General features: G+C 73.8%; 18 protein-coding genes. 12 read left to right on the top strand and 6 right to left on the bottom strand.

All coding sequences use genetic code 11. From position 1 onward, the window contains the following. The first annotated feature begins 127 nt into the window (after positions 1 to 127). Positions 128 to 682 carry a DM13 domain-containing protein gene (locus FHS22_RS00310; RefSeq protein ID WP_184937238.1) on the top strand — a complete coding sequence of 185 codons (555 nt, stop codon included), beginning with the start codon at positions 128 to 130 and terminating at the stop codon, positions 680 to 682. Positions 683 to 817: 135 nt separating this feature from the next. Here the strand turns inward: FHS22_RS00310 and FHS22_RS00315 are convergent, their stop codons facing one another. Then, positions 818 to 1,447, bottom strand: a complete 630-nt coding sequence (locus tag FHS22_RS00315) for a GOLPH3/VPS74 family protein (protein WP_184937241.1) — start codon at positions 1,445 to 1,447, stop codon at positions 818 to 820. A gap of 96 nt (positions 1,448 to 1,543) precedes the next feature. On the opposite strand from FHS22_RS00315, the gene FHS22_RS00320 reads away from it, so the two are divergent. Further along, a complete protein-coding gene (locus FHS22_RS00320) occupies positions 1,544 to 2,149 on the top strand; it encodes a TenA family protein (RefSeq protein WP_184937244.1) in 606 nt (201 codons plus the stop codon). 105 nt (positions 2,150 to 2,254) lie between these two features. On the opposite strand, the gene FHS22_RS00325 is transcribed toward FHS22_RS00320, so the two are convergent. Next, the gene (locus FHS22_RS00325; RefSeq protein WP_184937246.1) at positions 2,255 to 2,629 is read right to left on the bottom strand and encodes a cupin domain-containing protein; all 375 of its coding nucleotides are present in this window, start codon (positions 2,627 to 2,629) and stop codon (positions 2,255 to 2,257) included. A 90-nt stretch (positions 2,630 to 2,719) separates the two neighbouring features. On the opposite strand from FHS22_RS00325, the gene FHS22_RS00330 reads away from it, so the two are divergent. From FHS22_RS00330 to FHS22_RS00340, 3 genes are all read left to right on the top strand, one after another. Beyond that, the gene (locus FHS22_RS00330) at positions 2,720 to 3,181 is read left to right on the top strand and encodes a MarR family winged helix-turn-helix transcriptional regulator (RefSeq protein ID WP_184937248.1); all 462 of its coding nucleotides are present in this window, start codon (positions 2,720 to 2,722) and stop codon (positions 3,179 to 3,181) included. A 13-nt stretch (positions 3,182 to 3,194) separates the two neighbouring features. Continuing rightward, positions 3,195 to 3,527, top strand: coding sequence for a rhodanese-like domain-containing protein (locus FHS22_RS00335; protein WP_184937250.1), 333 nt, complete (start codon positions 3,195 to 3,197; stop codon positions 3,525 to 3,527). 177 nt (positions 3,528 to 3,704) lie between these two features. Continuing rightward, a complete protein-coding gene (locus FHS22_RS00340; RefSeq protein ID WP_184937252.1) occupies positions 3,705 to 5,063 on the top strand; it encodes a purine-cytosine permease family protein in 1,359 nt (452 codons plus the stop codon). Between the two features lie 106 nt (positions 5,064 to 5,169). On the opposite strand, the gene FHS22_RS00345 is transcribed toward FHS22_RS00340, so the two are convergent. Beyond that, complete coding sequence (locus tag FHS22_RS00345) at positions 5,170 to 5,739, bottom strand: methylated-DNA--[protein]-cysteine S-methyltransferase (RefSeq protein WP_184937254.1); 570 nt, start codon at positions 5,737 to 5,739, stop codon at positions 5,170 to 5,172. A gap of 118 nt (positions 5,740 to 5,857) precedes the next feature. Between FHS22_RS00345 and FHS22_RS00350 the strand changes: the two genes are divergently transcribed. After that, positions 5,858 to 7,762: a sensor histidine kinase gene (locus FHS22_RS00350; RefSeq protein ID WP_184937256.1), complete on the top strand. Its 1,905-nt coding sequence runs from the start codon at positions 5,858 to 5,860 to the stop codon at positions 7,760 to 7,762. Between the two features lie 155 nt (positions 7,763 to 7,917). Then, the gene (locus FHS22_RS00355; RefSeq protein ID WP_338047567.1) at positions 7,918 to 8,424 is read left to right on the top strand and encodes an ATP-binding protein; all 507 of its coding nucleotides are present in this window, start codon (positions 7,918 to 7,920) and stop codon (positions 8,422 to 8,424) included. Between the two features lie 110 nt (positions 8,425 to 8,534). Here FHS22_RS00355 and FHS22_RS00360 read toward each other — a convergent pair whose 3' ends face one another. Then, positions 8,535 to 8,702, bottom strand: coding sequence for a hypothetical protein (locus FHS22_RS00360; protein WP_184938379.1), 168 nt, complete (start codon positions 8,700 to 8,702; stop codon positions 8,535 to 8,537). 115 nt (positions 8,703 to 8,817) lie between these two features. Here FHS22_RS00360 and FHS22_RS00365 point away from each other — a divergent pair, with 115 nt between their 5' ends. Together FHS22_RS00365 and FHS22_RS00370 are read left to right on the top strand one after the other, a co-directional pair. Beyond that, positions 8,818 to 9,513: a response regulator transcription factor gene (locus FHS22_RS00365; RefSeq protein WP_184937258.1), complete on the top strand. Its 696-nt coding sequence runs from the start codon at positions 8,818 to 8,820 to the stop codon at positions 9,511 to 9,513. Continuing rightward, positions 9,510 to 10,667: a sensor histidine kinase gene (locus tag FHS22_RS00370; RefSeq protein WP_184937261.1), complete on the top strand. Its 1,158-nt coding sequence runs from the start codon at positions 9,510 to 9,512 to the stop codon at positions 10,665 to 10,667. The genes FHS22_RS00365 and FHS22_RS00370 overlap by 4 nt, the downstream gene beginning before the upstream one ends. On the opposite strand, the gene FHS22_RS00375 is transcribed toward FHS22_RS00370, so the two are convergent. Further along, complete coding sequence (locus FHS22_RS00375; protein WP_184937263.1) at positions 10,585 to 11,169, bottom strand: hypothetical protein; 585 nt, start codon at positions 11,167 to 11,169, stop codon at positions 10,585 to 10,587. The genes FHS22_RS00370 and FHS22_RS00375 overlap by 83 nt on opposite strands. A gap of 268 nt (positions 11,170 to 11,437) precedes the next feature. Between FHS22_RS00375 and FHS22_RS00380 the strand changes: the two genes are divergently transcribed. The 3 genes from FHS22_RS00380 to FHS22_RS00390 all read left to right on the top strand — a co-directional run bounded on the left by FHS22_RS00380 (position 11,438) and on the right by FHS22_RS00390 (position 14,265). Further along, positions 11,438 to 11,791: an anti-sigma factor antagonist gene (locus FHS22_RS00380; protein ID WP_184937265.1), complete on the top strand. Its 354-nt coding sequence runs from the start codon at positions 11,438 to 11,440 to the stop codon at positions 11,789 to 11,791. 76 nt (positions 11,792 to 11,867) lie between these two features. Continuing rightward, a complete protein-coding gene (locus FHS22_RS00385) occupies positions 11,868 to 12,566 on the top strand; it encodes a glycosyltransferase family 2 protein (RefSeq protein ID WP_184937267.1) in 699 nt (232 codons plus the stop codon). Between the two features lie 121 nt (positions 12,567 to 12,687). Continuing rightward, the gene (locus FHS22_RS00390) at positions 12,688 to 14,265 is read left to right on the top strand and encodes an MptA/MptB family glycosyltransferase (RefSeq protein ID WP_184937268.1); all 1,578 of its coding nucleotides are present in this window, start codon (positions 12,688 to 12,690) and stop codon (positions 14,263 to 14,265) included. Here FHS22_RS00390 and FHS22_RS00395 read toward each other — a convergent pair. Further along, positions 14,147 to 16,453 (bottom strand): hypothetical protein, encoded by a 2,307-nt coding sequence (locus tag FHS22_RS00395; protein WP_184937270.1) that lies wholly within the window; start codon positions 16,451 to 16,453, stop codon positions 14,147 to 14,149. The two genes, FHS22_RS00390 and FHS22_RS00395, sit on opposite strands and share 119 nt — an antisense overlap. Positions 16,454 to 16,593 lie beyond the last annotated feature (140 nt).

The following is a 16,593-nucleotide window of genomic DNA, read 5'->3' on the forward strand; positions in this document are numbered from 1 at the left end:
GCCGTAAGCATCACGTAAGCGCCGGGACGGGCCGCCGGGGATACCTTCGGGCTGAGAGCCGGTCGCGGGACCCGCCCGCCGTGCGGCGGCGGAGGTTGCGCCCCGGGCTCCGAGCCTGGAGGGGACCATGAGAATCAGGAAGCTGCTCCGCCACCCCGTCACGTGGGTGGTCCTGGGGATCGGGGCCGTCGCGTTCGGCGTGGCCCTCTACCTGTTCCAGCCGTGGCGGCTGTTCACCACGGTCGAGGTGAACGAGGCCCCGCCCGCGGCGGTCGCGGCCTCGCAGGCGCCCGGCGCGAGCCCGGCCGCCACGGGCGGGCGGCCCGCGGGCGGGCCCAGGGAGCTGGCCACCGGCGCCTTCGTCTCCCACGAGCACGACACGGCCGGTACGGCCAGGCTCCTGGAGCTGGCCGACGGCAGCCGGGTGCTCAGGATCGAGGACCTGGACACCTCCGACGGGCCCGACCTGCGGGTCTGGTTGAGCGACCAGCCCGTCAAGGAGGGCCGCGCGGGGTGGTTCAACCTCGACGACGGCGAGCACCTGGAGCTGGGCGAGCTCAAGGGGAACAAGGGCGACGCCAACTACGCCGTCCCGGCCGGGGCCGACCTGGACTCCCTGAAGACCGTCACCATCTGGTGCAAGCGCTTCAGCGTCTCCTTCGGCGCCGCGGCGCTGGCCTGAGCCCCGGAGGTCCTCGGCCGGGCGCCCGCCCGGGTCTCCGGGTCTCCGGGTCTCCGCCGGGTCTCCGGGCGGGAGCCGCTCCCGTCCGGACGGCCCTTCTCCGCGGGTGGCCCGCGCCCGCCCCGCCCGGTGGGGTCAGGAGGCGGCGGCGGCCACGCTCCCGGCGGCGGCCGCGTTCATCGAGGCGATGTGCTTGGCCACGGCCTTGCCGACCCACACGTCTTCGGTGATCTCCTTGACCCGCTGCCTGTCGAGGCCGGGGAAGGCCTTGCGGTCGATCTTGGCGGCGCGCAGGACGGCGATCAGCGCGGCCGTCCGCTCGTCGGGGACGGCCCCGGCCAGCGCGCTCCGGACGCGCTCGCGGATCTCCTGCTCGACGCTCGCGTCACGCTCCGGGTAGCGGGAGCTGGGGAAGATCCCCAGGATCCTGCGGTGGTCCTCGCTCAGCACGCCCCGTTCGGCCAGCCCGGCGAGCAGGCGCTTGCGCAGCTTGCCGGACTGGAGCCTGTAGACCCACGACTCGGGCTTGCGCTCCTTGGAGTCTCCGGCGATCCGGGCGAGGGCCGCGTCGAGCTCCTCGTTCCCGAGCGGGGCGGCGTCCTCGACCACGACCTTCTTGCCGTCCAGGGCGATCCGGCCGCTGACGGCGAGCTCGGCCAGGATCGCGCCGCCGAGCGCGGAGTCCAGGTAGGCGGAGCTGACCAGTTGCTTGCCCTCGGTCTCCTCGTGGGCGAGGAGGAGGACCTCTTCGGCGATGATCGTCACATTCCGGATCCTATGCCGCGGAACCGGGGCGGTGACGTCGCGCGGCCGGGGCCGGAAGTGCTCCGCCGTACGGGGGCCTGCGACAATCTCCGGCTTGTGAGCATCTCTGAGGAACTCCACGTCATCGGCCGCCCCCTGCTCGACGCCCAGCTCGCCCACCCCACGGTGGCGGGGATCGCCAGGGGCGACCTGGCCGAGCCGGTGTTCCGGTCGTGGCTGGAGCAGGACTACCTGTACCTCCTGGACTACGTCCGCGTCTTCTCCCGCCTGGCCTGGCAGGCCCCCGACGGGCACCTCGGCGACCTGGTGGACCTGGCGCACTCCACCTTCCACGAGGAGCTGAAGCTGCACCGGTCCATGTCGGCGGAGTTCGGCGCCGACCTCGACGGCGCGGTGAAGGGCCCGGCGTGCGCCGCCTACACCTCGTTCCTGCTCCGGGCGGCGGCGGACTACGCCGAGGGGCTGGCGGCGCTGTACCCCTGCATGTGGGGCTACTCCATGCTCGGCCGCATCCTGGCCGAGGACCCCCCGGCGGAGCCGCGCTACCGCGCCTGGGTGGACACCTACGCCCACCCCGGCTTCACCGCGCTGACCGAGCGCGTCGCGGCGATGCTCGACGAGGTGGAGATCGCCCCTGAGCGGGCGAAGGAGCTGTTCACCGAGGGCATGGCCCACGAGCTGGCCTTCTGGGACGTGCCCTGACCCTCCGGAGCGTGCTCCGGCCTCCGGCGGGAGGCTCCCCGCCGGAGGCCGGCCGACCCGGGGCGAGCCCCGCCCGGAGGGCCTCCCCGCCTGCTCCTCAGGCCGTCACTGGGCCCACGGCGGCAGGATGGTCTGGTCGCCGAGGGTGGCCTTGATCCCGGCCGAGGTGCAGACGGTGGCGGCGGCCGGCTCGGTGGCCGAGGCGTTGCGGATCGAGAACGGGGTGTGCGGCGGCAGGATCATGGCGTCGCCGGCCTCGATCACGTGCTCCACGCCGCCGATGACGCCCACGATCCGTCCCGAGCGGGCGACGAACACCTCCTCGCGGTCGACGGTGTGCTCCTTGCCGGAGGAGCCTGGCGCCATCTCGATCGACCAGACGGCCAGCTCCGAGGAGCCGCGCGACGGGACGGCGAGTGAGTGGAAGGTGACGCCGTCGAGCTCGAACACGGGGGCGTCGGCCAGGTTCGCGGTGGTCATGCTGTCCTCCTAAAATGGTCAACGCGGTTGACTGCATTGAAAAGGTAAACCAGGTTGACTACATCGTCAACGGGCGGAGGGAGCGGCGGCATGACGCGCAGGCGAGGGGAGATCCCGTTTCTGCTGGCCATGACGTACCGGGCGATGACGGAGGCGCTCCACGAACGGATCGCGGCGGAGGGGCGCGAGCCGCTGCGCCCCGCGCACGGCTACACCTTCCGGCTGCTGCTGGACCGCGGGGGCGCCACCTCGGTCGAGCTCGCCGAGCACCTGGGCGTCACCAAGCAGGCCGCCTCCAAGATCGTGGCCGAGCTGGAGGACTGGGGCTACGTCGAACGCCGCCCGCACGCCACCGACGGCCGCGCCCGCGTGCTGGCCCTCACGGACAAGGGCCGCGCCTACGTACGGCACGCCGACGACATGTGGGCCGACATCGAGGACCGGTGGGGCGAGGTGATCGGGGCCGAGCGGCTGGACCGCATCCACGAGGACCTGCGGGCCTACGTGGACGAGGTCGCGGGGGGGCGCGCGGTTCTGCGCCCCATCTGGTGACGGGCTTGGGACAATGGGAAGCATGAACGTTCCTGAGGTGGAAGTGCACGCCGTACCCGGTGACGGGTTCCTGCTGGACGTGAGAGAAGACGACGAGTGGCACGCCGGGCACGCGCCGGCGGCCGTCCACATACCGCTCGGTGAACTGCAGACCCGGGTGGAGGAGATCCCCAAGGACGCGACCGTCTACGTGGTCTGCCGGGTCGGCGGCCGGTCCGCGCACGCCGCGGCCTGGCTCAACCACGTCGGCTACGACGCGGTCAACGTCGGCGGAGGCATGCAGTCCTGGGCCTTCGCCGGCCGTGCCATGGTGAGCGAGACCGGCCAGGAGCCGTTCGTCGCCTGACCTGATGCTTGTCAGAAAGAGGGCGGATGGCATACTTCTGGACGAAAACATTTACCGCGGGAGCTCGGGCGCAACCGGGCTGAGAGGGCGGAACCACGCAGAGGGCCGAGAACGGCCCTCCGGCGCGCCGCCGACCGCATGAACCTGTCCGGGTAATGCCGGCGTAGGGAGAGTGTGATGGCGTCCGACGTCGCCGAGCCCGACCATGCCCCGGTCAAGCATGCCGAGGCCCCCCTCACCCTCGACGAGGCGCCGCCCAAGGCCCTCGGCGTGCTCGACCAGGGCGCCCTCTGGGCCAACCTCGGAGTCAGCCTGCTCGGGTTCTCCGGAGCGATCGCGCTGATCGACCCGCTGGGCGACCGGCCCCTGAGCTTCCTGGCCGCGGTCACCGCCGCGGTCGTCGGCAGCCTCGTCGGCACCGCGATGGTGGCCCTGGCCGCGATCCCCGGCCAGCAGACCGGCGCCCCGGCGATGGTGCTGCTGCGCGGGCTGTTCGGGGCCCGGCTCTCGTACGTCCCGACCGTCCTCAACATCGTCCAGATGCTCGGCTGGGGGGCGTTCGAGCTCTGGGTCATCGCCCAGGGCGCGCAGGCCATCGCCGGGTCCTTCGGGGTCGAGGTGCCCTACGCCGTCTGGGTGGTCCTCGGCGGGGTGATCACCACCGCGCTGACCGTCCGCCCGCTGGGCGCGGTCCGCCTGCTCCGCCGCTACGTCACCGCCGGTGTGATCATCTCGATGATCTGGTTCACCGTCGAGCTGTTCGGCCGCGGTCCGTCGATCGGCACGGGCACCTGGGAGGCGTTCGCCCCCTCCGTCGACTACGTGATCGCCCTGTCGGTCTCGTGGGTGCCGGTCGCGGCGGACTTCGCCCGGTTCTCCCGCTCCGGCCGGGCCGCGTTCACCGGCGTGGTCGGCGGCTACACGATCGCCCAGGTGGCCTGCCTGACACTGGGCATCGCCGCGCTCGCGCTGGTCGGCAACGACCCGGGCAGGGTGTGGGACCCGTTCGTGGCGGCCTCGCTCGGCTGGCTGTTCTTCGGCATCCTCGTGCTGCGCGAGACCGACCAGCCGTTCGTGAACGTCTACTCCACCGCGATGTCCCTGCAGAACCTGCTGCCCCGGCTGGACCGCAGGGTCATCTCCGCCGGCACCGGCGTACTGGTCACCCTGCTGGCGATCTTCGTCGGCGCCGACACCTACACCGCCTTCCTCGGCCTGATCGGCGCGGTCTTCGTCCCGATGTTCGCCGTCCTGGCGGTGGACTACTTCCTGCTCGGCGGCGGGAGCCGCTGGGACACCTCGGAGGACGCGCCCTCGCGCTGGCTGATGGTCGTCCCGTGGGTGCTCGGCTTCGCGGCCTGGTGGATGCTGGCCGCGCTGCCGACCGCGCAGGAGCTGGGCTGGTGGACGCGCTTCTGGACCGGCGCCCGCGACCTGGTCGGGTTCGCCCCGCAGCCGTGGATGAGCGCGGCCCTCGGCGCGTTCCTCGTCTCCGGCCTGGTCACCCTCGGCCTGGGCGCGCTGCGCCGCCGGTAGCGGCGCCCGGAAGGCGCGGCTCCGCGGGCGGGCCGTACGGGACCACCGCCCGCCCGCGGGGCCCGGACCGCCCGCGAGCCCGTGCGAGGGCCGCGGGACACGTGGGTCAGCGGAGCCCCTCGATCCGCAGGAGCCGCTCCTTGACGGCCGTTCCCCCCGCGTAGCCGCCGAGGACGGACTCGCTCTCCACCACCCGGTGGCAGGGCACGACCACGCACACCGGGTTGCCGCCGAGCGCGTTGCCGACCGCCCGCAGCGCCCGCGGCCTGCCGATCCGCTCGGCGATCTGGCGGTAGGTGGTCACCGTCCCGTACGGCACCGCGAGCATCATCTGCAGCACGGTCCTGGCGAACGGGGTGGCCAGCCGGAGGTCGACCGGGGCGGTGAACGTGCGCAGGCGGCCGGAGAAGTAGGCGTCCAGCTCCCGGCGGACCGGGTCGATCCGCCGGGGGTCGGCCCCGATGAACGTGCTGACGCCCCTGGCGATGCGCTCGAAGACGACGCTCTCGTCCTCGTAGCCGCAGGCGACCACCCCCCGCCCGGTCACCGCGAGCACCATGCGGCCCACCGGCCCGTCGTGGGTGCCGAACGCGACGTCGGGATGCCTGTCCCCGACGTAGGTGGGCGAGGTCGCTCGCAGCAGTGCGTCGAGGTCGCCGGACGACCCGGATGACATGGCCCCACCCTTTCCCGTTCAGGTGTGTGGTGACCGCAGCGTATCGGACGGATCGCATCGGAGAGCGCCGGCACATGCAGGACGAAAGTGCCAAGATCCATCCGCTCCGGGCGGCAAGATGGGGCATGTGCGTGATGACATGAGCGCGATCAGTGACGAAGCCGTCGGCGGGATGATCGTCGGAAGCTCCCCCAACGCGATCGTCGCGCTCGACCGGGACCAGATGATCATCAACTGGAACCCCGCGGCCGAGCGCCTGTTCGGCTGGCCGGCGGGGGAGGCCGTCGGACGCCGGCTCCCGATGGTCCCCGAGGAGCTCACCGCCGAGCACAACGCGGTTCTGGAACGGGTCCGCACCGGCGGCCGGGTCTCGCTGCGCACCCGGCGGTTCCGCCGGGACGGCAGGCTGCTCGACGTCCGGGTGGACACCGGAGCGCTCTGCTCGGAGGCCGGGACCCTGCTCGGCTACGTCAGCGTCTACCACCCGGCCCAGGACGACGAGACCGCCAGCGAGAAGATCCTCCGCCGCGCGCAGCTCGTCCGGAGGCTGACCGACGTGGTCGCCGACATCAACGCCGAGCTGGAGCTGCCCACGGTGCTCGACCGGATCGCCGCCAGCCTCACCGAGCTGACCGGCGCCGACGCGGGCGGGATCGTGCTCATCGAGGGCGACCGGCTCCGCCTGGTGGCCTGCCACCGGCTCCCCGACGTGCTCCGCGGCACCACCGCCGACCTGCGCGCCAGCCTGGTGGGCAGGCTCCTGCGGGCCGGCCGGACCGTGATGATGGAGACCGCCGACCAGGCCCGCTCCGACGAGCCGGCCTGGTCGTGGCTGCCCGGCCTGCACACCATCGCGCTCGGCGTGGCGGCGGTGGGCGGCCGGCCGTACGGCGCGCTCTACGCCCTGTTCGCCAACGGCCGGGCCGGCCATGTCGAGCTGGAGCTGCTGGAGCTCCTCGCCGGGCATGCCGGGATCGCCGTGGACAACGCCATGGCCTACCAGGAGGCCGTACGGCAGCGCGCCCACGAGCGCGCGGTGTTCGACGCCAGCGCCGACGGCATCGCGGTCCTCGACGGCATGGGCCGCGTCATCCAGTGGAACCCGGCCGCCGCCGAGCTGACCGGCTTCCACGCCGCCGAGATGATCGGCGAGCCGCCGCCGTTCCCGCTGCCCGACCCGGGGGACAAGCTCACCTACCAGCTGCCCTCGGGCATCTGGCTGGACGTGCTCCGCGCGGAGATCGTGGAGACCGGGGAGACCGTGGTCGACTTCCGCGACATCACCCGGGCCAAGGAGCTGGAGGAGGCCAAGGACCTGTTCCTGGCCACCACCAGCCACGAGCTGCGCACCCCGATCACCGTGGTCCGCGGCTTCGCCGCCATGCTCGACACGCGCTGGGACGGCCTGAGCGACGCCGAGCGCCGCTCGGCGGTCCACACCATCGCCGAGCGGGCGCGCTCCCTCGGGCAGCTCATGGACCACCTGATGCTGGGCTCGCGCGCCGGGGCGGGCGAGCTCACCCTCAAGATCGAGGGCTTCGACCTCGGTGCGCTGATCCGGGCCGCCACGCTGGGCCTGCCGGTCCTGTCCGAGGTGCACCGGGTCGAGGTGGTCGTCCCCGACGGGCTGCCGGAGGTCTCCGGGGACGCGCTGGCCACCGACATCGTGCTGGGCCAGCTCCTGGAGAACGCGTTCAAGTACTCGCCGGACGGAGGTCTGATCAGGGTCGAGACGTGGCCGGAGGGCGACCGGGTGGTCCTCGTCGTCGACGACGAGGGCGTGGGCATCGCCCCGGCCGACCGGGAGCGGGTCTTCGAGCGCTTCGTCCAGGTGGAGAGCGGGAACCGCCGCCGGTTCGGCGGGGTCGGCCTCGGCCTCTACATCGTGCGCAGCCTCGCCCGCGCCCAGGGCGGCGACGTGTCCGCCTATCCCCGGCCGGGCGGGGGGACCCGGATGCGATTGGTCCTGCGCAGAGCCGACACGCCGGACGCCCTTACCGGCTCCGACACGCCAGCGCGGTAACGAGGCGGCAACGGGAGGGATGATCTATCGTCCAATGTGCACAAGCTGTGATCGGGGCACGGTTTCCATGGGAGGAGAACGGGGCATTTCGGTCGTATCTGGGGTGTGTTCCTCAGGGGGAACAGAGATACGGGGAGGTGAGTCCGTCGAGCGTCGTGTTGTTGCCGTACGCACCGTCCAGCGTCGCCGTCGCACGCCAATGCCTCAGCTCTGACCTGCAGGAATGGGGCGTCTACGAGAGTGCGATAGACGACGCCGTGCTGGTGGTGAGCGAGCTGCTGAGCAACGCTCTCCGGCACGCGCACCCCCTGCCGTCCGGGCAGATCAAAGTGGCATGGCGCTGGACCGATGGACATGTCGAGGTAGCGGTGAGTGACGGGGGCGCCGCCACCGAACCACGGGCCGGGAGGGCTCCGCTCTCCTCGTTGGGGGGACGGGGTCTGGGCATCGTCGAATACCTGGCCGACCGATGGGGGGTCAGGCACGAGGGCGAGATCACCACGGTCTGGGCGATCGTGACGACTCTCAACCACAAGGCCAACGGCCAGGAGCTCGGGGGCCGGATCGGCGGGCGCTACGCCGGGAACGGCCACCTGGGCAACGGCCACCAGGGGAACGGCCACCGTCCCGTCGCCGAGGCCGCCCTGCCGGAGCACATCTGAGCCTTCCTGCGGGCCGCCGCCGCGGTGGCCCGCAGGACGAGGCCGGTCCTCCGCGGCCGGGCGGCTCAGCCGTGCGTCACCTGGAGAACCGCGTCACCTGGAGAACCGCGTCACTTGGAGAACCTGGCCGCGACGGTGACCCCGGCGACGACCAGGAACGCCACGGCGGCCAGCACGAACAGGAACTTGAAGAGCCCGAACAGGGCGGGCAGCACGAGCCCGAACACCACGTAGAGCGCGAGAACGCCGCCCAGGACTGCCATCACGGTACGACCCATGGGTCCACCGTACGCCGCAGGCCGGTCCGGGACGCGGCGGGACGCATAACGATCAGGTCTTACGGACCGGTGACGGGATTCGGCGACCGGTCGTGTCCCGCCTACCGTGGGAAGCATGAGCGCGCGGATTCTGGTGGTCGACGACGACCCGACGGTGGCCGAGGTCGTGGCCCGCTACCTCGAACGCGACGGGCACACCGTCGAGTGCGTCGGCGACGGCGCCGAAGCGCTCAGGCGCGCCCTGTCCAGCCCTCCCGACCTGCTCGTGCTCGACCTGATGCTGCCCAAGATGGACGGCCTGCAGGTCTGCCGGAAGCTCAGGGAGCGCTGGCCGGTCCCAGTGATCATGCTGACCGCGCTCGGCGAGGAGATCGACCGGGTCGTCGGCCTGGAGACCGGCGCCGACGACTACGTCACCAAGCCGTTCAGCCCCCGCGAGCTGGCCCTGCGGGTGCAGTCGGTGCTGCGGCGGGCGCGCGGCGCCTCGGTCCCGGCGGGCACGGGTGTGCTGCGGGACGGCGAGCTGGTGGTCGACGTGGGCGCCCACGAGGTACGGCTCGGCGAGGAGGAGATCATGCTGACCGCCCGCGAGTTCGACCTCCTGGCCCACCTCATGCGCAACCCCCGCCAGGCCTTCAGCCGCTCCGACCTGCTCGACCAGGTCTGGGGCTGGTCCTTCGGCGACTCCTCCACGGTGACCGTCCACGTCCGCCGCCTCCGGGAGAAGATCGAACCCGATCCGACCGTCCCCCGGCGCATCGTCACGGTGTGGGGCGTCGGCTACCGCTACGAGCCCCTGGCCCTGCCGTGATCCCGGAGATCGTGGAGATCGCGGCGGTCACCGCGGGGCTCGGCCTGCTGGTGGCGCTGACCGGGCTGGGCGCGATGCGCCTGCTGCGGGAGCGGTCGATCGGGGTGATGCTCGCCGTGGTCGCGGCCGTCCCCGTCGCGGTGACGGTGGCGGGCGTGGTGGCGATCACCCTGAAAATGATCATCGAGGGCAGGCCCAGGGACATCGTGCTCAGCGTGGTCGCCGTCGGCGGCCTGGTCGGGCTGGGGGTGGCGGCCGTGCTCGCCCGGCGGGTCGTGGCCGCCAGCCGCAGGCTCGTCGCCGCCGTGCACGAGGTCCCCCCGTCCGGCGAGTTCACCCCGCCGGACGGGCTGCCCGCCGAGCTCGGCACGATCGCCGCCGCGCTGGACGAGGCCTACCGGCGCATCCGCCTCGGCCACGAGCGCGAGCGGACGCTGGAGGGCGCCCGCCGCGAACTCGTGGCCTGGGTCAGCCACGACCTGCGCACCCCGCTGGCCGGGATGCGGGCCATGGCGGAGGCCCTGGAGGACGGCGTGGCCGCCGACCCGGAGACCGTGAAGCGCTACCACACCCAGATCCGGCTGGAGGTGGACCGCCTCTCCGGCATGGTGGACGACCTGTTCGAGCTGTCCAGGATCCACGCGGGGACGCTGCGCCTGTCCCGCGGCCGGATCGGCCTCGGCGACCTGGTCGCCGACGCGCTGGCCGGGGTGGAGCCGCTGGCCCGGGCCAAGGGGGTGCGGCTGGCGGGCGAGGTGGAGCCTGCGGTGCCCGTCCACGCGGACGCGGGGGAGCTCTCCCGGGCCCTGCGCAACCTGGTGGTCAACGCGATCAGGCACACGCCGGGCGACGGCGCGGTCGTGGTCCGCGCGGCGGTGGAGGGCGACCGGGCGTGCCTGTCGGTGGCCGACTGCTGCGGCGGCATCCCCCCGGAGGACCTGCCCCGCGTGTTCGACGTGGCCTTCCGCGGCGAGGCGGCCCGGAGCCCGCGCCCCGACGGGGCGGGCGCCGGGCTCGGTCTGGCGATCGCCCGCGGCATCGTGGAGGCCCACGAGGGCGCCATCGGCGTCGTCAACGAAGGCCCCGGCTGCCGCTTCGAGATCCGCCTTCCCCTAGCGCCGAGCCCCCGCTCTCCGGCTGGGCCGGGATCATGACGCTCACCTGGGCCCGGCCGGGTTCTCCGCCGGCCTCCCCGCCGCCCGGCCCGGAGTCGTCGGGCTCGACGGGGTGACGGGCGTCACCGGCGGGGCGGGCGGGGGCGTCTTCCCCGCCGCGGGGCTCCCGCGCGGTGCCGAAGGTCTCCGACATCGCGCGGAAGGTCGGGCACGGCCAGCGCCACATGCAGCTCCGGCAACGCAGGATCGGATGCGCGGTGTCGCTGGTGATGCCGCCCGCGTCACGGGGCTGGTGGAGGTCGAGGAGCCGGACCCCGAGAGTGGCGAAGTCCAGCAGCTCCTCCCTGGCCGTTTCCAGGAAGTCGAGGTCGTCGCCGGTCAGGCGGGCCCTGATCGGGACGGTCCCCTCGCGGCTCACCAGGCCGCGGAGCAAGGCGGTGGCGTCCCGCCACGGCGTGGATCGCTCCGCGCGGGTGATGGCCGACTCCAGTCGCTCTCGGAGCCGCTGTCGCGGGAGGTCCTCAGGAAGATCGATGTTCATGGATTCTGTCAGGCCCGTTTCTCACTCGACGTCCGTCGCCCGTCCGTGCAGCGGCGGTCGGGAGGTTCCGGGCCTCCCCCTTTCCGGCCTAGCCGGCGTTGCACAGTGTCAAGCTTTGCGCACCGAGGGTTCCCGTGAAGGGAGAACGGGGACAAAGAACGGGTGAGTCGGATCGGCGGGCGCCCGGCGGCGCCTCCGGCCGTGAGGGGGACACCCTCTAGACGAGAGAAACGTGACCGGAGGGCTTCGCGCCGCTAGTGTGCCCGCTGTGGAGCTAAAAGTCTCAACTCGATCTCATGGCGGGCACACCGTCATGGCCATTGTCGGAGAAATCGACCTATATACCGCACCTCGCCTGCAGGCCGAGTTCACTCGGCTGCTTGAGGAGAGCGCCACGACCCTCGTGGTCATCGACATGTCCGGCGTGGAGTTCTGCGATTCCACCGGGATGAACGTGCTGCTCTCCGCGCTCAAGCGGCTGCGCGAGCGCGGAGGCGCGCTGGAGGTGGCCGGGCCCAGGCCCGCCGTCCGCAAGATCCTTCAGGTCACCGGCCTCGACTCGGTGTTCACCGTGCACGAGACGGTCCCGGAAGAGCTGCTCGCGGTGGAATCCCAGGGGTGAGCCGCCTCCATGACGCGGGTCCGGGGGGTGGACGCCGCATGCACGACGGTCTTCGCGCGGGCCGGGGGCGGAGGCCGTGACCGGCACAGCAGTGATCATCCCGGCGAAGGACGAGGCCGACCGGATCGGGGCCACCGTGACGGCGGCCCTGGCGCTCTCCGGGGTGGACCTCGTCGTGGTCGTGGACGACGGCTCGGCTGACCGGACGGGCCAGGTGGCCAGGGCCGCGGGGGCCCGCGTCGTACGGCACAGCCACAACCGGGGCAAGGCCGCCGCGATGGAGAGCGGCGCGGAGGTCGCGCGCCTGCTGGACGGCGAGGGTGAGGACCCGCGCCATCTGCTGTTCCTGGACGCGGACCTGGGCGAGACCGCGCACACGGCCGCGCCCCTGATCGAGCCGGTCCGGGCAGGCGAGGCGGACATGACCATCGCGGTCTTCGTCACCCGGGTCAAGCTGGGCGGTCACGGGTTCGTGGTGCGGCTCGCCCGCGAGGGCATCGAGCGCGCCACCGGCTGGGCTCCCGCCCAGCCCCTCAACGGCCAGCGCTGCCTGACCAGAGCCGCCTTCGAGGCGGCCCGGCCGCTGGCCCGCGGCTTCGGGGTGGAGACGGGCCTCACGATCGACCTGATCCGCAGGGGGTTCCGGGTCCGCGAGGTCGAGGTGGAGATGGCCCATCGGGCCACCGGCACCGACTGGAGGGCCCAGATCCACCGGGCGCGGCAGTTCCGCGACGTCGGCCGCGCCCTGCTGGCGCGCAAGGCCCTGCGCCGCTGACAGGGCCCCCGGCAGAGCCGCTGACAGGGCCGCTGACAGGGCCGCCGGCGGAGGCCGCCGATCACCGGGACCTGCGACCGGGCCGGGCCGGGCCGTCCCCCGGATGTGCTGGAATTTGCGGGTGACCCTGGATGCGGCGGCGGCCCCGAAGAACACGACGCGTGACCCGCGTGACGGCCTGGGCGTCCTCGCACCCGCGGCCATGGGCGCGTCGGTCGTCCTGACGCTCCTGATCGGTGCGCTGGGGCCGTCCGCCATGGTCCCCGCGCTGGCCGGGCCGTCCTGGGAACCCCCCTACTCGCTGGGCGCCGGGCCGGACGCCCGCCTGGTGATCGCGCTGGCGGCCGCCGCGATCCTGCTGGGCGGGGCCGGGCTGGGGGCGGCGCTGCACTCCCGGTGGCGACCGGACCCGCGATGGCTGCTGGCGGCGGGGTCCGCCGCGGCCGCGGTCCTGGCCTTCCTGCCGCCCTCGGGCTCGGCCGATCACCTCAACTACGCCGCCTACGGCCGGCTCGCCGCCCTCGGGCACGACCCCTACGCCGTCACGCCCGCCGAGGTCCCCGCCGACCCGGTGGCCGGAGCCGTCGAGGAGTGGGCCGGGGTGACGAGCGTCTACGGGCCGGTGGCCACCGCCGTGCAGGCGCTGGCGAGCCTGGCGGCCGGTGACTCGGTCAGGCTGACCGTCTTCGGCATGGCGCTGTTCAACGCCGCCGCGTTCGTCGGGACCGCCCTGCTGGTCCACCGGTTCACCGCCGGGGACGAGGCCCTCCAGCGCCGGGCGGCGCTGCTCTGGGCGGCCAACCCGCTGATGATCTACCACCTCTCCGCCGGGATGCACGTCGACACCCTGGCCGTCTTCTGCATGGTCGCGGCCCTGGTCGCCTGGCGGGCGGGCGGCCGGTGGCGGTCCCTGGCCGCCACCGGGCTGCTGCTGGGCGCCGGGATCGGGGTGAAGCTCAACGCCGGGCTCGTCGCGCTCGGGCCCGCCTGGGAGCTGCGGCGCTCGCCCGCCCGGCTCGCCGTCGTCGCGGGAACGGCGACCGCCACGGTGGCGGTCGTCTACGGCCTCGCCGGGCCGCACGTGCTGGACCAGGTTGGCGAGGCCAGCAGGAAGGTCTCCCTCGGCACGCCGTGGCAGCTGGTCAAGCGCGGGCTGCAGGAGCTGTTCGGGAGCGGCGCCTACACGGTCTGGATCCAGCTCGGCTCCATGACCCTGCTCGCCGTCCTGGCCTGGCTGCTGCTGCGCGCCCTCCCCGCCGGCCGGGTCCCCGGGGCCGCGGGGGCCACCGGACCGGCCCCGGGGGCCACCGGACCGGCCCCGGAGGGCGACGGGTCCGGCCTGCGGGGTGCGGCGGGGGCTCCGGCTCCGGCGGTGGCCGCGGTGGTCGTGGCGGCCTGGCTGTTCGCCGCGCCGTACGCCCTGCCGTGGTACGACGGGCTGGCCTTCGCGCTGCTGGCGCTGGCCTCCTGGCCCGCGCTGGAGCTGTTCATGGTCGCCAGGGTGACGATCCTCTCCCTGGGATACCTCCCGGCCCGCGAGGCGCTCCGCCCCGACGACCTGCTCTGGCTGAAGACCGTGGTCAGGCAGGAGGTGGTGCCGTGGTCCCTGCTGGCTCTGACGGTCGCTCTGGGATGGTGGGCGGCGAGAGCCGGAGCGCGCGCACGCAGGCGGCCAGCGTCAGCGGCACCGCGACCGTGAGCGCCATCGCCGGGATCGCGATGCCCGAGTCGTTCATCAGGAAGCCGACGAGCGCGCAGGTCAGCGCACCGATCAGGCCGGCGCGCAGGGCGGGGGCCGACGCGTAGGCGCGGCCCAGCGCGGCGGCTCCCCAGCGGGAGGGCCGGTTCAGCACCAGGAACAGGAAGGCCAGTGCGACCAGCGAGAGCAGGGTCAGCGACCAGTTCCCGACCGTGACGCCGACCATCGCGCCGAACTTCCGGGAGACCACCGTCCACGCCTCGCCGTCCAGCACCTGCTGGACGAACGCGCCCAGATGGGTGCGCCGCCCGGCGGGGCGCGACCAGTCGGCGACCGCGATCGCGCCGATCAGCACGGCCCCGGCCAGGCCGACCAGGCCGAGCCCGGCCACCGAGACCCGGCGGCCGGTCAGCAGCGTCACGAAGACGGCCACCCCGGCCAGGAACGCCGGGACCCCGCCGAAGTCCGCTCCCCACGCCGGCCAGCCGTCCGCGAAGACCGCCAGCCCGCCGTACAGCACGCAGACCGCCACGGCGAGCCCGCGCCGCCCGCGGCCGGTCAGCCACTGGGCGATCCCGGCCAGGGCGAGGATCGTGCCGGCCGAGTAGACGGCGAAGGCGATGTTGCCGAAGCCGTAGAAGCGCCCGCCGGTCACCGGCTCGTAGCCGGTGACGGCGTTCACCTGGAGCGTCGAGCCGGTCATCACGTCGAGCAGCAGGGCCAGCGAGGTGATCCCGGCGACCGCGGTCAGCGGGCCGAGCACGTGCGCCCGCCACGGCCCGGCGAGGGCGAGCCCGGCGACCGCGCAGGCGATGCCGAGGATGGTCAGGACCACCCCGGCCATCGGGACCGGGAACGTCCACCACGGCACGAGCTGGGCCAGGAAGGTGGCGACCGCGATCGAGCCGCTGACCGTGGCGACCGCCCGGACGGCGGTCAGCGCCCGGGCGCCGCCCCAGCCCCGGCGGATCGCCGCGGCGGCCAGCAGGTAGAAGAGGATCTGCACGGTGACGAAGGCGGTGAAGAACGGCCCGCGCACCTGGCGCAGGACCTGGCTGGCCAGGTCCTCGTCGGCCAGGTCCGCCACGAGGGCGGAGGCCGGTCCGCCGGCCGGGGAGCCCGCGGTCCAGGCCCGGCCGACGACGGAGGTGGGCGCGTCCAGTCCGAGCAGGGCGAGCGCGGTGGCGGTCAGGTCGGTGAGGGTGACCAGGCCGTCCTGGCGGGTCGAGGCCGCGGTGAGGCGGCCGCGCGGGTACGGCCCGCCGCCGGGGGACGGGCCGTAGGCGATCGCCACGTGCAGGTGGGCCGCGGAGGCGGTGTCGGACACCCCGCCGACCAGGAGCGCCGTGTCCGGCGGGAGCCGGTCGAGGACCGCGCCCACCTGCCGGTCGGCCGAGGCCACCGCCTCCCGCCTGGCCTGTCCGGTCAGGGAGGCGTGCTCGCCGCCTTCGCCGGTCCCGGCGCCGATCCACGCCCGGGCCAGGTCCCCGGCCTCGACCACGACGAGCCGGTACGGCGCCAGGTCGCCGAGTTGCTCCACGCTCTCCGCGTATCTCCCGACTTTTCCCGATGTGTCGGCTGCACCCAGGACGGCGCCCGGCCCGACCGCGGCGACCTGTCCCCCGGCCGTCGTCACGAGCCGCCCCAGCTGACCCAGCACCGGGTTGTAACCGGTCCCGGTGTTGAAGGCCGCCAGCTCGGCCCAGCCCGGCACGCTCACCCCCGCGCCGGAGACCGGCGGGGGCGAGGGAAGGGCGCAGGCCATGCCGGGGGTCCCCGCCCGCTGCCCGGCCGAGACGGTCAGCCAGCCCTCCACCGGGCAGATGAACCCCCGCCCCTGCGGCGGCGCCGCCCGGGTGGACATCGACGCCGACCCCCCGGCCTCCACGAGCCTCCACAGGTTCGGCGTCCGCGCCCGGTCCAGGTCGCTCCAGAGCAACCCCGGCACCCCGAGGACCACCACTCTGGCGGCACCGCGCCGCCCGGGCCCCCCGGCGGGCGCCGGGGCGGACGGACGGGCGAGGTGGTCCGCGGAGGACGGGCCCGTGGAGGACGGTGCGGCGGGCGGCGTGGCGGAGGCGGCGGCCGTACCCGGACCGGACAGGACCAGGAGCACGGCGGCGGGCAGCAGCAGGACGGCTGCTCTCCGGAGGGGATTGCTGAGCGCAATGAATATCGCGCTCAGCAATCCCCTCCGGGAAGACAGTCCTCCAGGAAGAGGCGGGACTCGGCTCGCGGGCCCCGGTGGGACCGTCCGAGACGGTGGCCGATCCGTGACCGCGGAGAGCACGCAGGGCCGCAGGGGCACCGGGGCGGTGCCGGGTGACG

This window comes from Thiemannella venezuelensis (assembly GCF_014203605.1).
Classification (GTDB): domain Bacteria; phylum Actinomycetota; class Actinomycetes; order Streptosporangiales; family Streptosporangiaceae; genus Planomonospora_A; species Planomonospora_A venezuelensis.

Excerpts from the sequence above, each read along its gene's own strand:
- FHS22_RS00310 (WP_184937238.1), top strand. The coding sequence starts at position 128 with ATGAGAATCAGGAAGCTGCTCCGCCACCCCGTCACGTGGGTGGTCCTG.
- FHS22_RS00325 (WP_184937246.1), bottom strand. The coding sequence starts at position 2,629 with ATGACCACCGCGAACCTGGCCGACGCCCCCGTGTTCGAGCTCGACGGC.
- FHS22_RS00330 (WP_184937248.1), top strand. The coding sequence starts at position 2,720 with ATGACGCGCAGGCGAGGGGAGATCCCGTTTCTGCTGGCCATGACGTAC.
- FHS22_RS00335 (WP_184937250.1), top strand. The coding sequence starts at position 3,195 with ATGGGAAGCATGAACGTTCCTGAGGTGGAAGTGCACGCCGTACCCGGT.
- FHS22_RS00340 (WP_184937252.1), top strand. The coding sequence starts at position 3,705 with ATGGCGTCCGACGTCGCCGAGCCCGACCATGCCCCGGTCAAGCATGCC.
- FHS22_RS00345 (WP_184937254.1), bottom strand. The coding sequence starts at position 5,739 with ATGTCATCCGGGTCGTCCGGCGACCTCGACGCACTGCTGCGAGCGACC.
- FHS22_RS00350 (WP_184937256.1), top strand. The coding sequence starts at position 5,858 with ATGGGGCATGTGCGTGATGACATGAGCGCGATCAGTGACGAAGCCGTC.
- FHS22_RS00360 (WP_184938379.1), bottom strand. The coding sequence starts at position 8,702 with ATGGGTCGTACCGTGATGGCAGTCCTGGGCGGCGTTCTCGCGCTCTAC.
- FHS22_RS00365 (WP_184937258.1), top strand. The coding sequence starts at position 8,818 with ATGAGCGCGCGGATTCTGGTGGTCGACGACGACCCGACGGTGGCCGAG.
- FHS22_RS00375 (WP_184937263.1), bottom strand. The coding sequence starts at position 11,169 with ATGAACATCGATCTTCCTGAGGACCTCCCGCGACAGCGGCTCCGAGAG.